The sequence below is a fragment of the Plantibacter sp. MCCC 1A11337 genome (assembly GCF_013349365.1).
GTDB classification, from domain to species: Bacteria; Actinomycetota; Actinomycetes; order Actinomycetales; family Microbacteriaceae; genus Plantibacter; species Plantibacter flavus_A.
The window spans coordinates 319,773-338,119 of record NZ_JABJWX010000003.1 but is presented as its reverse complement, the minus strand read 5'-3'; the positions used below and the strand labels follow the sequence as shown (position 1 = coordinate 338,119).

Annotated in this window: 12 protein-coding genes and 1 other RNA gene; 6 read left to right on the top strand and 7 right to left on the bottom strand. The window is 66.9% G+C overall.

All coding sequences use genetic code 11. The features are described from left to right. Positions 1 to 36 precede the first annotated feature (36 nt). Positions 37 to 1,401, bottom strand: a complete 1,365-nt coding sequence (locus HOW07_RS13360; RefSeq protein ID WP_153303510.1) for a hypothetical protein — start codon at positions 1,399 to 1,401, stop codon at positions 37 to 39. Positions 1,402 to 1,658: 257 nt separating this feature from the next. Here HOW07_RS13360 and HOW07_RS13355 point away from each other — a divergent pair, with 257 nt between their 5' ends. Both HOW07_RS13355 and HOW07_RS13350 read left to right on the top strand, forming a co-directional pair. After that, entirely contained in the window at positions 1,659 to 2,729 is a 1,071-nt protein-coding gene (locus HOW07_RS13355; RefSeq protein WP_175117430.1) for a glycosyltransferase family 4 protein, read from the top strand. A gap of 40 nt (positions 2,730 to 2,769) precedes the next feature. Continuing rightward, positions 2,770 to 3,984, top strand: a complete 1,215-nt coding sequence (locus HOW07_RS13350; RefSeq protein WP_175117429.1) for a hypothetical protein — start codon at positions 2,770 to 2,772, stop codon at positions 3,982 to 3,984. A 161-nt stretch (positions 3,985 to 4,145) separates the two neighbouring features. Here the strand turns inward: HOW07_RS13350 and HOW07_RS13345 are convergent, their stop codons facing one another. Further along, positions 4,146 to 5,207 (bottom strand): acyltransferase, encoded by a 1,062-nt coding sequence (locus HOW07_RS13345; protein ID WP_167620512.1) that lies wholly within the window; start codon positions 5,205 to 5,207, stop codon positions 4,146 to 4,148. A 298-nt stretch (positions 5,208 to 5,505) separates the two neighbouring features. Between HOW07_RS13345 and HOW07_RS13340 the strand changes: the two genes are divergently transcribed. Then, positions 5,506 to 7,266 carry an alkaline phosphatase family protein gene (locus tag HOW07_RS13340; RefSeq protein WP_175117428.1) on the top strand — a complete coding sequence of 587 codons (1,761 nt, stop codon included), beginning with the start codon at positions 5,506 to 5,508 and terminating at the stop codon, positions 7,264 to 7,266. Positions 7,267 to 7,554: 288 nt separating this feature from the next. Here the strand turns inward: HOW07_RS13340 and HOW07_RS13335 are convergent, their stop codons facing one another. Beyond that, positions 7,555 to 7,908, bottom strand: a complete 354-nt coding sequence (locus tag HOW07_RS13335) for a hypothetical protein (protein WP_175117427.1) — start codon at positions 7,906 to 7,908, stop codon at positions 7,555 to 7,557. Between the two features lie 152 nt (positions 7,909 to 8,060). On the opposite strand from HOW07_RS13335, the gene HOW07_RS13330 reads away from it, so the two are divergent. Further along, complete coding sequence (locus HOW07_RS13330) at positions 8,061 to 9,659, top strand: HNH endonuclease signature motif containing protein (RefSeq protein WP_175117426.1); 1,599 nt, start codon at positions 8,061 to 8,063, stop codon at positions 9,657 to 9,659. 346 nt (positions 9,660 to 10,005) lie between these two features. Here HOW07_RS13330 and HOW07_RS13325 read toward each other — a convergent pair whose 3' ends face one another. The 3 genes from HOW07_RS13325 to pta all read right to left on the bottom strand — a co-directional run bounded on the left by HOW07_RS13325 (position 10,006) and on the right by pta (position 14,948). Then, positions 10,006 to 11,094, bottom strand: a complete 1,089-nt coding sequence (locus HOW07_RS13325) for a hypothetical protein (protein ID WP_175117425.1) — start codon at positions 11,092 to 11,094, stop codon at positions 10,006 to 10,008. 449 nt (positions 11,095 to 11,543) lie between these two features. After that, the gene (locus HOW07_RS13320; RefSeq protein WP_175117424.1) at positions 11,544 to 12,767 is read right to left on the bottom strand and encodes an acetate/propionate family kinase; all 1,224 of its coding nucleotides are present in this window, start codon (positions 12,765 to 12,767) and stop codon (positions 11,544 to 11,546) included. Positions 12,768 to 12,779: 12 nt separating this feature from the next. Further along, positions 12,780 to 14,948, bottom strand: coding sequence for a phosphate acetyltransferase (gene pta / locus HOW07_RS13315; protein WP_064296374.1), 2,169 nt, complete (start codon positions 14,946 to 14,948; stop codon positions 12,780 to 12,782). A gap of 435 nt (positions 14,949 to 15,383) precedes the next feature. Here pta and HOW07_RS13310 point away from each other — a divergent pair, with 435 nt between their 5' ends. Beyond that, positions 15,384 to 16,862 carry an LPXTG cell wall anchor domain-containing protein gene (locus tag HOW07_RS13310; RefSeq protein ID WP_175117423.1) on the top strand — a complete coding sequence of 493 codons (1,479 nt, stop codon included), beginning with the start codon at positions 15,384 to 15,386 and terminating at the stop codon, positions 16,860 to 16,862. 198 nt (positions 16,863 to 17,060) lie between these two features. On the opposite strand, the gene ffs is transcribed toward HOW07_RS13310, so the two are convergent. After that, positions 17,061 to 17,157, bottom strand: an RNA gene (ffs, locus tag HOW07_RS13305) — signal recognition particle sRNA small type. 154 nt (positions 17,158 to 17,311) lie between these two features. Between ffs and HOW07_RS13300 the strand changes: the two genes are divergently transcribed. Next, entirely contained in the window at positions 17,312 to 17,962 is a 651-nt protein-coding gene (locus HOW07_RS13300) for an SDR family oxidoreductase (RefSeq protein ID WP_121293855.1), read from the top strand. Positions 17,963 to 18,347 lie beyond the last annotated feature (385 nt).

Below are 18,347 nucleotides of genomic sequence, written 5' to 3'. Positions count from 1 at the left end.
TGACATCAAGGTGGCAGGTCTGTGGCGAGGCGAATCTCAGACCGAGGGTGTCCGGGTCACAGCTTGGGACGGGCCTATCGCCCTGGTCGAAGACGTCGACTGCCGCGTTGCCAGCTGCACCTGATCCTCAGCACGGGCCGGGACCGTCACCGCTGCGGCCGCGAGCGCTGCGGGGATGAACCAGGTCGGAAAGAGCATGTAGCTGGAATCGATGCTCGCTCCGATGGCGAGCGTCAACCACACGACCCACATGCCGCTTCGGCGAGAGATGGAACGCGCGATGATGGCGACGAGCAGGATCATCCCGAAGATGCCGATCTGCATCATCATCCCGATGACCCCCTCTGCGGGAGTTCGCCAGGTCGCCATCCCGAAGAAGTACTCGAGCGGTGTCAGCTGCGACAACACCATCGACCAGACATCGCTTCTGCCGGCGCCTCCCGATGCGAGGATGTTGTCAATGGAATACCGCTCGATGAAGCCTGGCTGGATCGTGACCACGGTCATCACGACGCCCACTGCCACGGCGGAGATGGCGAGTTTGCGACTGAGGCTTCCTCCTCGCAGGAACACGACAAGCGTCACGATCGCGGCAGCGAGGATAGCCGTCCTTGAGCCAGAAAGCGCGATCGCCGCGAGCGCCCCCAGGAGGACGACGACGTCTTGCACGCTGGATTGCTTCTTCGCGATCCGCAGCAGTGCGGCTGAGAAGAACACCGCGGCCGCCAGCCCGAAGATATTCCCGTTCTGGTAGGTGGACGGGATCTTCGAGAAGTCGGCGACGGTGCTTGAGTAGATGACGTTGTTCTTCTCCAGGATGTCATCGCCAAGTGCGTAGGACAGGCCGGGAATCGCCGTCTCGACGACTCCACCGACGAACTGGACGAGCGCGTACACGCAGGCAACCAGGAATCCTCGCTCCAAGCTCTTTCGGATGGGCGTCCCGTCACCCTTGAGATGAGTCGTGATGACGAGGAGGACGACGGGGATCGCCGACCAGGCGAGCAACTGGAATGCAGGTGTGAAACCGGCCGGGAGTCCGACTGCGACGACCCGGCACAGGACCCAGACCAGGTAGATCAGCAGCAAGATGTCCATCGTCGGGGCGCGACGCTTCCATCCGAGTGCGATCGTGGCGAGAGCGATGGCGAGGATGAGCCCGAACAAGAACACAGGGAAGGGGAATCCGTCGACCTTGATTCCGGCTTTCGGGAACGCTGCCGTCAAGAAGGCGAGGACGCACGCCGCTTGGAGCGGCTTGAACAGCGCCCACACGATCAGCAGACCAGCCCCAAGGAGCAGCAGGGAGATCACCGGTGAGAGAAAACGAAGGCAGGCAAGCACGAGGACCGCAGTGGCGATAGCACCGCCGATCCCCCAGACCACCCCGCGATTGTTCACGGGTCCAGTATGACTCACCTGACCAGCGGCCCCGGGAGTTCTCTCCGATATCGCGCGCACGAGTGACGCTTCGCAGAATGACAGGCGCTCCGAACGAGCAATGCGACGTTCAATGGTGTACCCCGTTGGTAGTCTGAGACGCACCATCACGCTCAGGACAGTGCTGAGATCATGCCGTTTCTTTCCGCTTCGCCCTGAAAGGCATCTTGTATGGGTCGGCTGCGCTTCCCGGAGCTCTCGCGACGTGAGAACGACGCATGAGAATCGCGATCTTCACCCCCGACATCACGTCGAACTCACTTGGACGCACCTACTGCCTCTGGCTGCTCATGCGGGCCAACGGCTGGGAGACGCAGGTGTTCGCACCACGCGGTGGCGAGATCTGGGGTCCACTCCGCGGCGGGGACTTTGCCGCGAACTGTCGCACGGTCGACGAAGACGACCCAGAACTTCTTGCGGCGGTCGAAGCTGCCGACCTGGTCCTCGCGGTCAAGCCGGTGGAGACGTCCTTCGGGCGCGCAAGACGGCTCGCACGCGCCGCGCAACGGCCACTTCTCCTCGATGTCGATGACCCGGATCTCGAAGCCGCGTTGTCGTGGCGGCGCCCGTTGCGCCGCTTCGCGAAGGGCATCCTGAAATTCAGCGCCGTGCGGAAGAACACGGAGCTGAAACGGCTCGCTCTGCAGGCGGACACCATCGTGAGCAATCCGGTCCTCCAAGCCATTTACGGCGGGCCCGTCGTCCCCCATGTTCGCGACGACCGCGGTTTCGGCGCACCGCACACCGGCTCCAAGCCCTCCATCGCATTCGTCGGAACGAATCGGAAGCACAAAGGCGTCGACATCCTGCGTGAGGCGGTCGCGAACCGTCAGGATCTTGGCATCACGCTCAAGCTCACCGACGAAGCTCCCGAGGACGCTCGGCCCTGGGAGCAGTGGGTCGGAATGACCTCCTTCGACGAGGGCCTCGCGCTGGTCGAGAACGCTGACATCGTCGTGATCCCGAGCAAAGACGACGGATACGCCCATGGCCAGCTCCCGGCGAAGTTGATGGACGCCATGCTCGCCGGCCGCGCGGTCATCGTGAGCGACATCGAGCCCATGACCTGGGCAGTGGGGTCCGGCGGTCTGACGGTGGAACCATCATCGGTGCCTGCCCTTGCAAACGCGTTGGAGCAATTGACCGATCCTCTCGTTCGCCGGGAGCTCGGCTCTCGAGCGCGGCGCAAGGCGCTCGACCTCTTCACGATTGAGGCCAACAGCGAGCTCTTCCGCAAAGCCTGCGAGCGGGTGGTGTCATCTTTCCAGCGGCCAGAAGGCGGCCAGTGAGGTTGCCGCAGAAGCTCCGTCTCCTGGAAGACACTCTCCGATGAATGCGAAGACGTTCCGTCGACTCTTCGGATTTCTGGTTCTCCCGATGCTTGGCGCGATCAGTCCGCTGATCGCGCTACCCGCGATCACTTCCAACTTCGGGGCCCTCGCATGGGCAGCAGTCGCGATCGCTCAATCAGTCGGCGCAGCCGGCGGCGTCCTCGTCGAATTGGGCTGGGGTCTCAACGGACCGCAGAGGGTGGCACGAGCACGAGCGGCGAATCAGCGTCAGATCTTGGCGACCTCGCTTGCGACGAAGGGCCTTGCTTTTGTCGTCATAGGGCCGATCGCTGCAGTTGTTTCGGTGCTGCTAGCGCCGGGCTACGAGATCGCCGCGGCTCTTGTCGCAGTCGGAGCAACCGGAGTTGGGCTGACGGCGTCTTGGTTCTTCGTCGGGACCGGTTCACCTTCGAAGATCATGATTACGGACTCCTTGCCTCGAATTGTCGCGGTGATCATCGCAACTGTGGCGATCAGCCTCGGTGCGCCGCTGTTGGTCTATGGCCTGGCGATCCTCATTCCATCCGTCGCTTCACCGGTCCTAGCGCTCCTGCTGACTCGAGTGAGGTTCGGCGATTTCCGAACCGTTCGCGGAAGTCGGATCCTCATCGCTATCCGCCTCCAGATGGTTGCCCTCTCAGGACGAGCGGTCAGCGCTCTCTACATCGCCCTACCCATCACCCTTGTCAGCATTGTCTCTCCGCAATCGGTCGCGGTATTTGCCTCGATCGAGCGACTGCAGCGGATGACCTTGACTGTCCTGCAATCGATCCCAAACTTCATGCAGGGCTGGGTCGGTCGTGCGCCAGATCGCGAACTCAGACTCAGGCGCGCTACTCGCTCCATACTCCTGAACGCAATCATGGGGGCCGCTGCGGGAGCGGTGTTTGCGGCGCTAGCCCCGTGGGCCAGTTCGATACTCTTCTCGGGAGTCGTCACCGTATCCTTCACCCTGAGCGCCCTTGGCGGCTGCATGATTTTCATCGTTTGCGTGTCCCGCGCCACCGGGAACATCGCCCTTGTCGCCTTACGTAACATCCGCGCAATCAGCCTCAGTGCACTCGCAGGCGCGCTGGTCGGCGTTCCAGCAATCCTTCTACTGGCCTTCCATTTCGGACCGCTCGGGGCTCTCCTCGGAGAGATCGGTGCGGAGGCAACAGTTCTCCTCATTCAGCTCTCGGCGGTCAGACGAGCATTCAAGTCACGCCGATAGATACCCTCGCCGTTCTCGGCCGATCTGCCCCATTCTCCTGAAACGACAGCCGCGCGACGCGCACCTCGCCTGAGGTTGCCTCCGCGGCCCATCCAGCTACGTCCGCGCAGCTCGAGACGGGCGCCACAGCGCGCATGGTGCGCCGCGACCGAGAGCGCACTCTAGCGAGGCTCGCCTGTCGCAGATGACAGTGGTCCAACGGTTGGTGCCAGATCCGGCTTCCGTCGGGTGAAGAGTCTTGATGACGGCTTTTCCACGAAGAACCAACTTGCCGCAGCCAACGGAATGGTGAAAGCCACAGCGAGACCGGCGAACGCCGCGACCGGCAAGCTCGCGAGGATTGTTCCAGCCATTACTTGCTGAATCGGAAAGGCGTAAATATAAAGACCGTACGAGAGGTCGTTCCTCATCGTGAGCCACCGCACTTTCGTCAGTGCGCCGACGGAGACCAAGAGGTACGCGTACGGCCAAACACCAAGAGTCCGATAGTCAGGCAGAAACAGGGATCCGACGAATAACGCAGCAGCCAAAGTAACGATCGGCCAGGTCACAGGCAATCGTCGGCCGATCTTGAAGATCAAGACACCAGCTAGAAACAGCAGGGCAAACCGAAGGCCGTCTGCCAGACGGCTCAGCACGAATGAGTCTGCATCGAGTCGGCCCTGTAGAGCCATGTAGAGCGCCCAGCAGCCGACAGTGAGCACTGGCACGACCCATTTGCGCGCGAGCAACCCGGTGAGGCCGAGGGCAAGCAGCCCCAAGTAGCAGAATGCCTCCCATTGGAGCGTCCACAACGACCCGTTCCAGACGCCCGGGTACGGTACGCCGCTCGGAGTGCTCCCGATGGAGTGTTGGAATATGTAGAGCGCCGCATTCTGCGCGACGTATGAAATTGACTCTCCAGAGGAAATCAGCTTCCATCCGTTACCCCCATGCAGCGCAACTCCGACTGGCGCCAGCACGAAAGCGGTAACGAGGAGCGCAACCCAGAAGCCGGGAAGGATGCGCCGCGCGCGCGCGAGGAGGAACGCCCGCCAATCTGGCCGACGGGCCCAGCTGCCCGCAATCAGATATCCCGACAGGATGAAGAATCCGTCCACCCCGAGCGTGATGAGGGGTCCCGAGAACTCTCTTCCGGTGAGCGGCCACGAGTGCGCAACGATGACGCTCGCGGCAAGAAGCAAACGAATCGCGTTTAAGGCGTTGAGCTTGGGGTTGAACACGAGCTCAAGTGTTGGCAAAGCGGCATTGCGCGACAAGTGGAACTCCCCAGGTTTCGTTTGCGTCACCGGAGGCTACCGCACGAGCAGTTGAATTACGGTGCTATCAGCCATCGGCGGGTAGCCGGCTGCAGCGGTTTCTCACGGTGCGGAGCTCTGACAAACCGGATTCGCACCGGCGTGCAACCTGGCCACAAGATCGCCCCCAGCCAGCGCGAAGCGCCGGCGCTCTCACGTGGATCTCTTCGAAGCGGCCTACGCTATTGGGAGCACGGTAGTGCCGTCGAGAGTGAGGGCAAGAATGGCAGTAGGCAGAGATTCCACGCCGGCAGCCGAGGATGCCCCGGATCCCAACCCCAAACGCCCCACCTCCCGCCGCGACTTCTTCCGCGCCGCGGGCTTCGGCGTCGCGGGTCTCGCAGCTGGCGGTGCCGTCGCCGGTGGCATGGCGGCCGCCACCGCGTCCAACCCGCAGGAGGACTACGGCTTCACGCCGCTCCCCAAGCGCAGCGAACCGGGGTTCGACCACGTCGTCGTCGTGATGTTCGAGAACCGCTCCTTCGACCACATGCTCGGATGGCTGTACCCAGCCGGAGGCGAGCCCGCCGGCCAGAGCTTCGACGGCCTCGCCCAGGGCGACTACAGCAACCCCGGTGAGTCCGGCGAAGCCGTCCGCGCCCACGTCTACACGGGCCCCACCGACCAGATCATGGCGCAACCTGACCCGGACCCCGGCGAGTTCTATCCACACGTCAACACGCAGCTCTTCGGCACCATCGACCCCGAGAGCAACGGCGACCTCCGCAACCCGCTCCAGCCGCCGTGGAACCTCCCCGCCGACACCTCCTCCCCCAAGAACGACGGCTTCGTCAGGGACTACATCGTCAACTCGACGCTCGCCCGCGGACGCAAGCCGACGCCCGAGGAGTACTCCACCGTCATGGGCGGCTTCTCCCCCGAGATGCTGCCGGTGCTGTCCACGCTCGCCAAGAACTTCGGCGTCTATGACCACTGGTACGCGGCGGTCCCCTCCCAGACCTTCTGCAACCGCTCCTTCTTCCACGCGAGTACCTCCCACGGCTACGTCACCAACATCGAGGGCGACGGCATCGGCAAGTGGCTGAGCGCACCTGCCGTCCCCACCGTGTTCAACCGACTCGAGGAGGCCGGCAAGACCTGGCGCGTCTACTACGACGCTCAACAGGTCGTCTCCCTCACCGGCCTCCTGAGCGCACCGTCGATCGAGCAGTACTGGAAGAGCAACTTCCGGAGCATGGAGCAGTTCCACGAGGACGCGGCGAACGGAAACCTGCCCGACTACGCCTTCGTCGAACCACGCATGGTGTTCGACCACAACGACATGCACCCGCCGGTCGTCCGTCCCGACAACCCGAGCCGGGACGACCTCGACCCGGAGCTCGACTCCGCCTACTCCGACATGCGCGCCGGCGAGCAGCTCCTCGGCGAGGTCTACACGGCGATCAAGCACGGGGCGTCGACCACCGGCTCGAACGCGATGAACACGGTCATGCTCGTCACCTTCGACGAACACGGCGGCATCTACGACCACGTTGCGCCACCTGAGGCGACCCCGCCGTCTGGCAAGCCGGAGGCGGGCGAGATGGGCTTCACCTTCGACCGCCTCGGACTGCGGGTGCCGACCATCGTCATCTCCGCGTACACGAAGGCCGGCAGCGTCATCAACGAGGAGATGCATCATGGCTCACTCATGAAGACCCTCGCCGAGCTGCACGGACTCGACCCGCTGACCGAACGCGACCGCACCGCCACGAGCATCTTCAACGCCGTGAACCTCACCTCACCGAGGCAACCGGTGCTGTGGCCGACGGTGACGCCCGCCTACGTGCCGCCGAACCCCGAGGCGAACGCCCGTACCGACAAGGACAAGGACCGCAAGCGACCGCTCACGCCGCCGGCTCTCGGACTGATCGGAATCCTCCTCGCGAAGTACGAACCCGGCGCCCCGCTGCCGGACAACTACGCCGACGCGTACGAGGTGCTGACGAAGCACGGCGAAGGTCTGTTCGGCACGCGGGACTGATTCGGGCGGTGGTGCCCTTCGACAGGCTCAGGGACCGAGCCGGATCGTGACGGATGCGAACGCTTCGGTCTTTCGCACCGCTCCCGGCCTCTGAGCACCACTCCCGGTCCCGGTGCGCCTTTCCCGGTCCCGGCGTGCCTTTCCCGGTCCTGGCGCGCCTTTCCCTGCCCCCGAGCACCCCACCCGGTTCCCGAGCGCCTTTCCCGGTCCCTGAGCCCCCTACGGTCCCTGAGCCTGTCGAAGGGTGGCGACCCCCGTCGAGAGGTGCGAGCCCACCGACCCGCGACCTCAGAACTGGACGTCCGCCACCGGCGGGAACTCGGTGATCGGTTCATCGCCGAACGGGGCGAGTTCCAGGTACGTCGGCCGGTCGTCCTCGATGAAGAGGAGGAGGAACGCGTTCGACGCACTCGCCTCGAGGACCGTCTGACGCGCCGTGGTCGGCCGGTCGTAGCCCTCAGGGGCAAGGTCGATCGAGGGACACGTGCCGCACCCGCATGTCCCGTGCACCATGACGCCTGGAAGGTGTCCCGCCCACCGTTCTCGATCGGAGGCGGCGATCACCCGATCACCACCGTGCTCCGTGCCGCGGGCGATCAAGGCGACCAGGAGGTCACGCTCACGGTCGGCGAGGGGGCGCATATGGCGAGTGTACGCGGGCCACGCGAGAACTCGCTTCCCTCTCGCCGAGCCCGGCAAGACATCCGCACGCAACAGACGTTGGCTAAATATCCCAGATCAGCGGAGGAATCGCTCGGCGTTCGAATGTCAGTGGCTCATGTTTGGATGGTCCCATGTCCAGCAGCCCACGCGATCCCCTCGGTCCGGTCTCCGCCGACCCCTTGGGCACGCTGGGCGAGACGGTGTCCGAGCTCCTCCGCACCTGGTCGGGCGCGCTCGACCCGATCCGCCCGGGCGACGACGCCATCGAGCAGCTCGCCGGCATGAACGACGCCGGCGTGGTCCGCGTCCTCGACCAGCTGGGTGCGGTGCAGCACGTGGTCGAGGTCTTGGCCGCTCGGGTCATGGGTTCGGTGTCGGAGCGCTCCCGCGGCGGCATCGTCGGCCACGAGCCGTTGGCCCGCAGCCACGGGTACGCGACACCGGCCGTCATGCTCTCGGAACGCTGGCGCATCCCTCGCGGACGAGCCGCCACGATCACCTCGGTCGCCCAGGCGATCACCCCCAAGCGCGCCCTCACCGGCGACGTCATCGAGTGCGACCGCCCCGAGATCGCCGCCGCCATCGAACCCCGGCCCGCCGCCGACGCGCCCTGCCTGCCGCTGTCCGAAAGCGACAACCCGACGTGCACGGTCGACCACGACGAGACGGCCGCCCCATCCCGCTTCGTCCGGTCCGCACTCAGTGTCGAGGGCGCGGGTATCCTGCTGCGCGAGCTGCGACTGGTGGGCTCCGGTGTCGACGACGAACGCGTCCACCGTGCCGTCAGCGCCGGCATCGAGCACAGCGACGGTGCGCCGCTGGCCGAGGTCGGCAGCCTCGCCAAGCTCGTCCGCACCAGCCTCGACCAAGACGGCCCCGTGCCGCGTGAGATCGCGCTCCGGAAGCAGCAGCGCTGCACCCTCCGCGAACTCCCCGACGGCATGACCGAGCTCCGCGCCTTCCTCGCACCCGAGGCGGCGGGATGGGTCCGCGCCACGATGGACGCCGTCGTCGGCAAGCAGCTGCGGCAGGTCCGGTTCGTCGACCCCTCCGATGAAACGGCCGCGGCGGCAGCAACCAGCGGTGAGCTACCCTCCGCGGATCCCCTCGACGATACCTACGTTCCGGCCGCAGAGATGCCCGACACCCGCACGATGGACGAACGCCGCGTGGAAGCACTCGTCGGGGTCTTCCGTCACGCCGCGGGTTGCGAGTCGGCGGTCATGGAACTGGCGCCCGTCTCCCTCATCATCCGCATGGACGAACCCGATCTGGCCGACGACGGCCAGTGGTCCGACGGCAGGGCCTACATCGACGGCGTCTCCGAACCGATCTCCGCCGGCACCGCACGGTGCATGGCGGCCGACGGACGGATCATCCCCATGGTGCTCGGCGGGCCGTCCCAGGTGCTCGACCTCGGAGTCGGCACACGGTTGTTCACCAAGGGGCAGAAGATGGCCCTCGCCGAGCGCGATGGCGGCTGCGCCTGGACCGGCTGTACCCATCCACCGTCGTATACCGAGGCTCATCACCTCGTCTGGTGGTCACGAGGCGGACCGACCGACCTGTCCAACGGCATCCTGTTGTGCAGTTTCCATCACCATCGCATCCACAACGACGGATGGGAGGTCATCGTGCGCGACCACGTGCCCTGGTTCATCCCGCCCGCACACATCGATCCGCATCGCATCCCGCGACGCGGCGGAAAGCCGAGGCTGCGCGCCGCGTGACGCGCTCAGCACGACCGGACGATTATCTCGACGTCAAACCAATCCACGCCGCCGGACGCTCCGAAGCACTGTTTCCGGTCATTTTCGTTACCCGAACGCGCAAATGGCTGGCGCGCATGGCCTGGGCCAAGCGGTCCCGGCACGTGCGACCGGGCGGAGTGCAGCAATGGAGCTGCCGCTCCGCCTTCCTCCCCCGCTGGGCTCGAACCAAGAACTCTCCCGTGGGCCCTTCGACAAGCTCAGGGAACGGGAAACGGGCACTGAGCCTGTCGAAGTGTCAGCGCCCCGGCGGCAGCACGAAGCCCCGCCCTCGACCGGAGTCGTGGACGGGGCTTCGAAGGTGAGACTAGGCCGTGACCTGCGCGCCCTTGCGACGAGCAGCTGCGAACAGCATGCCGGCAGCACCGAGGAGGAGCAGCGCGGCAGCGCCACCGACGAGGACACCCGAGTCCGAACCGGTGTCAGCCAGCGTCGGAACGGCCGGGGCGCCAGCGGCGACCGGGTCGGCGATGACGGCGATGGAGTCAGCGCGAGCGTTGCCGGCGGTGTCGGTCACGGTGAACGTGTAGGTACCGACCTGGATGCCCTCGCCCTGCAGGGTGAGGCCCGAAGCCGCGAAGCCACCGGTCTCGTCAGCGATGACCGTGTTGGCGCCGTCGGCGGAACCGAAGATCTCACCGTTCGGGTCGGTCACGGCGAACGACAGGGTGTCGCCCGGGGTGAAGCCCGTGACGGTCACGCTGAAGCCGGCGCCGCCGGGGCGGACGTCGGAGAAGTAGATCGTGTCGGGGTCGACGAGGACCTTCGGGTCGAAGACCGGAGCGACGACCGGAGCGGCGAAGTTGTACGTGTCAGCGCCAAAGGTCACCGACTGCAGCGTGTCGACCGTGCCGGCGTTGGCGAAGACACCGAACGCGAGCAGGTTGAAGTCGCCGAGCGCTTCGCTGAGCTCTGCCGGCGTGTAGGTCGCGTCGGTCGCGAGACCCGGAACGTTCCGGCTGACGACCCAGTCGCCACCGAGGTTCTCGACGCCCGGCGCCACAGGACGCAGGGTGGTGAAGGTGTCGGAAGTGCCGTCTGCGAAAACGGGGATCTGGAAGTAGAGGTCGTCTTCGACAGACGCGTAGCTGATGCTCGCCGCTGCTTCGAGGAAGCCGCCAGCCGCGACCGGGACACCGCCGGTGTTGTTGAAGCCGTAGATGATCTGCGAGTCACCGGTCATGGTGAGGCCGGCGTCGCTCAGGACGGCAGGAGCACCAGGAGTGGCGACACCCTCGTGCCAGCCGGCGTAGGTCGCCTCGTTCGGAGCGATCTGATCTGCAGTGACCTGGATCTCCGCTGCGGAAGCGGGTCCGGCGATGAGGAGCGTGGATCCGGCGACAACTGCGAGGCCGGTGGCGAGAGCCGCAGTGCGGCGTGACGTCTTCAAATTCACGGAGTTGAGTACTTTCGTCTAGGGGTCCGACAGGCGCGACGTACCTGTTGGTTTTCTGAGACTAAGCGGATTCCCAGGGAAAGTTAATAGGGGGAACCACTGATTCTTTTGTCCTCCGCAGAGGGGACACAGGGAGCGATGGTCGCCCGTGGGCCCTTCGACAAGCTCAGGGTCCGGAGGAGGCCTCCGCAAACAGACTTCGGTCACTGAGTCTGTCGAAGTGCATACACGGAACCCCGACCCTTCGACAAGCTCAGGGACCGGAAGAAGCGCTCCGGGTCCGGGCGAGGTGCTCCGCGGCCACGTTTCGGTCACTGAGCCTGTCGAAGTGCACACGAAGAACCCCGCCCTTCGACAAGCTCAGGGACCGGTAGAGGTGCTCAGGGTCCGGCAGAGGTGCTCAGGGACCGGCAGAGGTGCTCAGGGACCGAAGGGTCGGCGACTCGCGGCTACGCCAGTGCGGCGACCGTCTGGCGGGCGATCTCGAGCTCTTCGTTGGTGGGGACGACGAGGACGGTCACCGGGGAGTCGCCCGTCGAGATCACCCGGATGCCACGCGCACGCTCAGCGTTGCGGTCCTCGTCGAGGATGATGCCGAGCCCCTCGAGCCCCTGCACCGCACCCGCGCGGATCAGCGGCGCGTTCTCGCCGACACCGGCGGTGAACACCACCACGTCGAGACCGCCGAGGACCGCGAGGTACGCCCCGAGGTAGTGCCGCAAGCGGTGGACGGTCACGTCGAGCGCGAGCTGCGCCGCTTCGTCGCCCTTCGACGCCGACTCGGTGACGTCGCGCATGTCCCCGGTACCCGACAGCCCCAGCAGACCACTGCGGCGGTTGAGCAGCGTGTCGAGCTCGTCGAACCCGAGCCCCGCCTTGCGATGCAGGTGGAACAGCACCGCGGGGTCGAGGTCACCGGAGCGCGTTCCCATGACGAGTCCTTCGAGGGGCGTCATACCCATCGAGGTGTCGACCGAGCGGCCGCCGTCGATCGCGCACGCCGACGCACCGTTGCCGAGGTGGAAGACGATCTGCTTCAGCTCACCGAGCGGGCGGTCGAGGAACGCCGCCGCAGCCTCCGACACGAACTTGTGCGAGGTGCCATGGAAGCCGTACCGACGCACGCGGTGCTTCGCTGCGAGCTCCGCGTCGATCGCGTAGGTGTACGCCGCTGCCGGGATGGTCTGGTGGAACGCCGTGTCGAAGACCGCCACGTGCGGGACGTCGGGGAACGCGACCTGCGCCGCGTTGATGCCCTGCAGGTTCGCCGGGTTGTGCAGCGGCGCCAGCTCGGAGATGTCCTCGATGTTGATCTTCACGAGGTCCGTCACCACGGTCGGCTCGAAGAAGCGCTTCCCGCCGTGCACCACCCGGTGGCCGACCGCGATCGGCGCGTGCTCGTCGAGTGACGGCCCGTGCTCGGCGAACGCTTCGATCATGACCCGGAACCCGGCTGTGTGGTCGGGGATCTCGCGCTCGATGACCCAGCGCTCCTCGATGGGCGGGGTCGTCGCGCCGGCGGCGTCCGGCAGGTACGACCGGTGCTCGGCGGCACCCGTCGCGTCGCCGATGCGTTCGACGAGTCCGCTGGCAAGCGTCCGCTCCGTCTCGACATCGATGAGCTGGTACTTGAACGACGAGGAACCGGAGTTCACCACGAGGACGGTGGGCATGTCTGTCTGGACCTATTCCTGTTCCTGCGCCTGGATGGCGGTGATCGCGACGGTGTTGACGATGTCCTGCACGAGCGCGCCGCGCGACAGGTCGTTGATCGGCTTGTTGAGCCCCTGCAGCACCGGGCCGATCGCGACGGCACCCGCGGAGCGCTGCACCGCCTTGTACGTGTTGTTGCCGGTGTTGAGGTCGGGGAAGATGAACACCGTCGCACGGCCGGCGACCTGCGAGTCGGGCATCTTCGTCGCGGCCACCGCGGCGTCGGCAGCGGCGTCGTACTGGATCGGCCCCTCGACGAGGAGGTCGGGCCGACGCTCGCGCACCTGCCGGGTCGCTGAGCGGACCTTCTCGACGTCGGCACCCGCACCGGAGTCACCGGTGGAGTACGACAGCATCGCGATGCGCTGCTCGATCCCGAACTGCTCCGCCGTCTCGGCCGAGGAGATCGCGATGTCGGCGAGCTGGGCGTCGGTCGGGTCGGGATTCACCGCGCAGTCGCCGTAGACGAGCACGCGGTCGGCGAGCGCCATGAGGAACACGCTCGACACCACGGAGACGCCGGGCTTCGTCTTGATGATCTCGAACGACGGCCGAATCGTGTGCGCCGTCGTGTGCGCGGCGCCCGAGACCATGCCGTCGGCGAGCCCGAGGTGCACCATCATCGTGCCGAAGTAGGACACGTCGGTGACGGCGTCGCTCGCCATGTCGATCGTGACGCCCTTGTGGGCCCGCAACCTGGCGTACTCCTCGGCGAACTTGAGGCGCAGCACCGCGTCGAAGGGGCTGACGATGGTCGCCTTGCTGAGGTCGATGCCGAGCTCGATGGCCCGCGACCGCACCTCGATCTCCTCGCCGAGGATGGTGAGGTCGGCGACCTCGCGGGCGAGCAGGGTGCCGGCCGCGCGGAGAATGCGGTCGTCGTCGCCCTCCGGCAGCACGATGTGCTTGCGGTTCGACCGCGCGCGCTCCAGCAGCCCGTATTCGAACATGAGGGGCGTGACGACGTCGGCGCGCGCGACGTTGAGCAGCTCGAGCAGGAGCGGTGCGTCGACGTTCTGCTCGAACAGCGCGAGTGCGGTGTCGTACTTGCGCTGCGAGTCTGCGGCCAGACGACCACGGGTGTTCATGACGCGGACCGCGGTGTCGTAGGTGCCGAGGTCGGTGCTGACGATCGGCGGGATCTCGCCGAGACCGGAGATGAGTTCCTCCACCACCTCGGGCAGCGGGAACCCACCGTTGAGCACGATCCCCGCTATCGACGGGAACGTGCCGGAGGCGTTGGCCATGAGGGCGGCGAGCAGCACCTCGGTGCGGTCGGCCGGGATGACGATGACGGATCCCTCGGTGATGCGCGGGAGCACGTTCACCATGGACATGCCCGCCACGACGACGCCGAGCGCCTCGCGGGTGAGCAGCTCCTCGCTGCCCTTCACCAGGGTGCCGTCGACGGCCTCGAGGATGCTGTCCATGGTCGGCGCGATGAGGAAGGTGTCTTCGGGGATGGCCCAGACGGGGACCATCGCGGCACCGGCGGCGTGGCCGGCCGGCGCGACGACGGAACCGTTCGCGGAACCGTTCGGGTGGATGGCGTCGCTGATCGCGGCGGTGATCTCGAGGAGCTTGTCGGGATCGGCGCGGTTCGCGACGACAGCGAGCAACTGGGCGTGCGCGTCGGCGAGCTCACCCAGGGCGAGTTCGGCGATGTTGCGCATGTCGTCGGGTGTGCGGGCGACGGACTGCCCGAGCTGCTCCCCCGCACCCTGACCGGCACGGCCGCCGAGCACGAGGAGGACGGGTGCGCCGAGGTTGGTGGCGATCCGGGCGTTGTAGCCGAGCTCCGTCGGGCTGCCGACGTCGGTGTAGTCGGAGCCGAGGATGACGACCGCGTCGCACTGCGCCTCGATGTGCTTGTACCGCTGGACGATGCGCGAGAGCGCCGCCTCAGGATCGGTGTGCACGTCGTCGTAGCTGACGCCGATGCAGTCCTCGTAGGCGAGGTCGACGCCGTCGTGCTCGAGCAGCAGCTGGAGCACGTAGTCGGGTTTCGTCGTGGACCGTGCGATGGGGCGGAACACCCCGATCCGCTCGATCTGATGACTCAGGGTGTCGAGGACCCCGAGGGCCACCGTCGACTTCCCGGAGTGTCCTTCGGCAGAGATGATGTAGATGCTTCGCGCCACGGTTTCCAGCCTACGGGGGCGACGTCTGCGGGGGCTGGGTAAGCGCACAATGTCGTGGTCGCGAAGAGCGGTAGCAGCAGAACCGACCCAGGGCAACCCCGGATCGCCGCCGCCATCAATGTCGCGGCCGCGTGATCTGCAGGAGTGCAAACGCTTACATCATCGAGAACCGCGCCCTTCCGCGGAAGCGGCTCCCGATCACCGCGCTACACCCGCGTAGCGTGGCGCTGATCAGGCAATTTTGTCGATCATCCAATTTCCGCTCTGGGGTCAACAGCGCTCCAAACACTGTTAGCTTCTCCCGCAGGGCGACCGACATCTGACGGGCGCCTGATCCGGTCGTATCTCCCGTCCACGAACACGGACGCTCTGCACAGTCGCATGCGGCTGTCCTGCCGGACGCTCCAGCCCGATCCTCGAACCCAAGGAATCCTCTTGTCACGACACCTGTCCTGGCGGAAGGCACTCGCCGTGCCCGCCGCCATCGCTCTCGCCCTCGGCGGCGCAGTACTCACCGCCGCTCCGGCCTCCGCTGCCGAAGCCGGCCTCACGGTCACCGCGCCTGCCCAGAACTCCACCGTCGACTCCCGCACCGTCACCGTCACCGGTTCCGTGTTCGGCGGCTCGACCGTCATCGTCTACGCGGCGGACGGCACCACGCCGCTCGCCCGGACCAACGTCGGCGGCAGCTTCGGCCAGCCCATCGACTACAGCGTCCAGCTCCCGACCTACGCGGACGACGCAGCCGTCGCCCAGAACATCAAGGTCGGCGGCCTCTTCGGCGGCAGCGGCATCCCGCAGGTCGGTGTCGACTTCTCCCTCCCGGCAGTCGCCCCCGCCTTCGCAGTGACGAGCCCGACCGAGGGCCAGGCTCTGGACTCCCGCACGGTCACGTTCACCGGCACCGGCACCGACGGCTCCACCGTCAACGTGCTCGACACCAACGGCGACCGCGTCCCCGGCACCACCGCCGCCGTCGTGACCAACGGCCAGTGGACCACCACCGGCACCTACGCCGACGACGCAGCCGTCGCCCAGACGGTCAACGTCAACCAGGTCACCGGCGGCGCAGGCCGCGGCGAAGCGACCGTGAACTTCACCCTCCCGGCCGCCGTGCCCGCGCAGACCTTCTCGGTCACCAGCCCGACCGAGGGCCAGGCTCTGGACTCCCGCACGGTCACGTTCACCGGCACCGGCACCGACGGCTCCACCGTCAACGTGCTCGACACCAACGGCGACCGCGTCCCCGGCACCACCGCCGCCGTCGTGACCAACGGCCAGTGGACCACCACCGGCACCTACGCCGACGACGCAGCCGTCGCCCAGACCGTGAACGTCAACCAGGTCACCGGTGGCGCAGGCCGCGGAGAGCAGACCGTGAACTTCACGCTCCCGACCAACACCGTCCTCGGCGCTCCGAGCATCACCAGCCCGACCGAGGGCGAGACGGTCGTCGGCGACGTCGTCACGTTCACCGGAACCGGCGAGCCCGGCGCCTACATCGGTCTCCTGACCGTGCCGACCGCGGCGCTCGACGAGGTCTCCGCGAATGCCCGCGCAGCAGCCGAGCCGGCCGACCCCGCCGACGAGATCCTCGTCGACGAGAACGGCCAGTGGAGCGTCACGCTCGCCTTCGCGCCGAACGCCTACACGACCGTCGCGATCCAGAGCACCGTCCCGGCCCCGACCGAGGTCGACCAGATCTCGGCACCTTCCGAGCCGGTGTCCTTCACCCTCGCCGCGGCTCCGGCCGCTGCCGCACCGGGTGCCGCCACGCCGCCGGCGGCGAACGCCGGGAACACCCTCGCGTCGACCGGTGTCGACGGCACCGCGTTCCTCGGTCTCAGCGCCCTGCTGATGCTCGGTGGAGCCGCTCTGCTCGTCGTTCGGAAGCGTCGCGCCCAGCTCAGCTGACCTGACGCACTCCAGAGTCCCGGAGTCCTGCCGTGTGCAGGGCTCCGGGACTTCGACGTTCGCGCTCGAGACGAGACCGGATCGAGCACAGGAGATCGGCGCGAGAGCAGGAGGAAGCAGGGCCGGGTGTCCTGCTGCCGGGCGGATGTCCTGCTGCGGCGCGAGCGGGCGGAGAGCGGGAGCCGGGCGCCGCGGGCACGAAAAGACTCCCCGCGCACCCGCCAGAGCCCGGTTACCCTTGCTGCGTTTCCGCCCTGGGGGAGTTGGCCTGGATGGCGCCACGCGGGGAGCCGTCTCCTAGTGTACCCGAGCCGCGACCGGGTTGCGTACGCCCCGGTTGAGGCGTTGACTGGCGGATCTGGGACCACTGGCCCCAGACCACCGATCGACCGCCGTCCCCACGAACGGGCGGCGGACTGACCGGGACCGCATCGAACGAGAGGACTCACATGACCGACGTCGTCATCGCCGGAGGACACGGACAGATCGCCCTGCACCTGCAGCGACTGCTCGCCGAAGCAGGACACTCCCCCGCCGGCATCATCCGCAACCCCGAGCAGGTCGGCGAGCTCCAGGGCATCGGCTCGCGAGCCATCGTCCTCGACCTCGAGCACTCCTCCGCGGCAGAACTGGCCGACGAACTCGCCGGAGCCGATGTCGTCGTGTTCGCGGCGGGAGCCGGCCCGAACAGCGGCGCCGACCGCAAGCTCACACTCGACCGCGACGGCGCCATCCTCCTCGCCGAGGCCGCCGAGCTCGCCAAGGTCCCGCGCTACGTGATGGTCTCGTCGATGGGTGCCGACGACTTCGACCCCGACTCGGACGAGGTGTTCCAGGTCTACCTGCGGGCGAAGTCCGAGGCCGACGCCGACCTCCGCGGGCGCGACCTCGACTGGACGATCGTGCGCCCCGGTGGCCTGACGGACGACGCCCCGACCGGAACGATCACCGCCGCGACGACCACGGGCCGCGGCTCGATCCCGCGCGCCGACGTCGCCGCTGTGCTGTTCGCGCTCATCGAGTCGGGCGCGGCGTCCCGCACGCAGTTCGAGGTCATCGGCGGCGAGACCCCGATCCGCGAGGCGCTCGCGGCGCTGTAGGCCCTTGCACCTCGACAGGCTCGGTGAACGGACCCCCGTTCCCGGGCCTGTCGTCGTTTCGAGCACACCCGATCCCAGAGCTCGAACCCGGTCCCTGAGCCTGAACCCGGCCACTGAGCCTGTCGAAGTGCACACGAGACACCCCGCCCTTCGACAAGCTCAGGGACCGGAGGGGGTGTCAGGGACCAAAGAGCGTTTCAGGGACCGGAGAGGGTGTCACGGACGGGAGAACGTCTCACCGACCGGAACGAGGACGGGCAACGAACACCGAACACTGAGCCTGTCGAAGTGCACACGGGACACCCCGCCCTTCGACAAGCTCAGGGACCAGAACGGGACGGTCAACCAACACCGCTCCCTGAGCTTGTCGAAGGGCCGCACAACC

What these genes read in the sequence shown, in the direction of transcription:
- HOW07_RS13355 (WP_175117430.1), top strand. Translation starts at nt 1,659, where the DNA reads ATGAGAATCGCGATCTTCACCCCCGACATCACGTCGAACTCACTTGGA.
- HOW07_RS13300 (WP_121293855.1), top strand. Translation starts at nt 17,312, where the DNA reads ATGACCGACGTCGTCATCGCCGGAGGACACGGACAGATCGCCCTGCAC.
- HOW07_RS13320 (WP_175117424.1), bottom strand. Translation starts at nt 12,767, where the DNA reads ATGCCCACCGTCCTCGTGGTGAACTCCGGTTCCTCGTCGTTCAAGTAC.
- HOW07_RS13335 (WP_175117427.1), bottom strand. Translation starts at nt 7,908, where the DNA reads ATGCGCCCCCTCGCCGACCGTGAGCGTGACCTCCTGGTCGCCTTGATC.
- HOW07_RS13350 (WP_175117429.1), top strand. Translation starts at nt 2,770, where the DNA reads ATGAATGCGAAGACGTTCCGTCGACTCTTCGGATTTCTGGTTCTCCCG.
- HOW07_RS13340 (WP_175117428.1), top strand. Translation starts at nt 5,506, where the DNA reads ATGGCAGTAGGCAGAGATTCCACGCCGGCAGCCGAGGATGCCCCGGAT.
- HOW07_RS13330 (WP_175117426.1), top strand. Translation starts at nt 8,061, where the DNA reads ATGTCCAGCAGCCCACGCGATCCCCTCGGTCCGGTCTCCGCCGACCCC.